Source organism: Streptomyces sp. NPDC005195 (assembly GCF_040608315.1).
Classification (GTDB): domain Bacteria; phylum Actinomycetota; class Actinomycetes; order Streptomycetales; family Streptomycetaceae; genus Streptomyces; species Streptomyces kaempferi.
Genome location: NZ_JBEXHZ010000406.1, coordinates 1 through 1,029, shown reverse-complemented (window position 1 = coordinate 1,029; position 1,029 = coordinate 1). Strand labels below are relative to the sequence as shown.

Annotated in this window: 1 protein-coding gene; it reads left to right on the top strand. The window is 74.1% G+C overall.

Translation table 11 applies throughout. The features are described from left to right. Nucleotides 1-205: 205 nt before the first annotated feature. Nucleotides 206-1,029 (top strand): AfsR/SARP family transcriptional regulator (locus ABZV34_RS39965; protein ID WP_356288374.1); only part of this gene is annotated, 824 nt, incomplete at its 3' end.

Here is a 1,029-nt window from a genome sequence, read left to right as displayed (position 1 = left end):
CGGGCCGGCGGACGTGCGGGCCTGAACGCCGGCCCGGCCGGTGAGCAGACGAGAACGGCGGCGGCCCGGTGGGCCGGTGGGCCGGCGGGCCGGTACGGGGTCCGGGGCCGGGCCGGATGGTTGTGCGGCAGGGCGACGGGGACGCGGTGGCTGGTGCGTGGTCCCGGGGTCTGGCAGATGGCGGCGAACGGACAGGGGAGACGGCGTGGACACCGACATACTCGGCACACTTGCTGTGCGGGAGAAGGGCATCTCGATCACCCCGACCGCTCCCAAGCCGCGGCAGGTGCTGGCGCTGCTGGTGCTGCATGCCGACCAGATGGTGCCGGTGGGCATGCTGAGCGAGGAGCTGTGGGGCGGGCAGCCGCCGCGCAGTGCACGGCCCACCCTGCAGACGTACATCCTGCAGCTGCGTGAGCTGATCACCGCGGCGCTGGAGAGGGACCCGGGCGGGCTCCGTAGGGCCAAGGACGTGCTGCTGACCGTGCCGGGCGGGTATCTCCTCAAGAGCGGTGAGGGCAGCAGTGACGTGCGGGAGTTCGAGCGGCTGGCCGGGCTGGGCTACCGGGAGATGGACGGGGCGGACTTCCCCGGGGCGGCCCGGCACCTGCGGGCCGCGCTCGCGCTGTGGAGCGGGCCGCCGCTGGCCGACGTGCAGGCGGGCCCGCACCTGGCCACCCAGGTCAAACGGCTGGAGGAGAGCCGGCTGTGTGCGTTGGACCAGCGCATCGAGGCCGATCTGCGTCTGGGCCGTCACCGTGAACTGCTCGCCGAGCTGACCGTGCTGGTCAGCCGGTATCCCACCCACGAGAGCCTGTGCGGGCAGTACATGCTGGCGCTGTACCGCTCCGGGCGCCGGGGCGAGGCACTGGACGCCTACCAGCGGCTGCGGGCCACCCTGGTACGCGGTCTGGGCCTGGAACCGTCGGCGGCGCTGGGCAAGCTGCAGCGTTCCATCCTGATGGCCCGTCCGGACGGCTCACCCGCCACGACAGCGGCCGCGACGGCCGGGGCCGCTCCCGCCGCTCC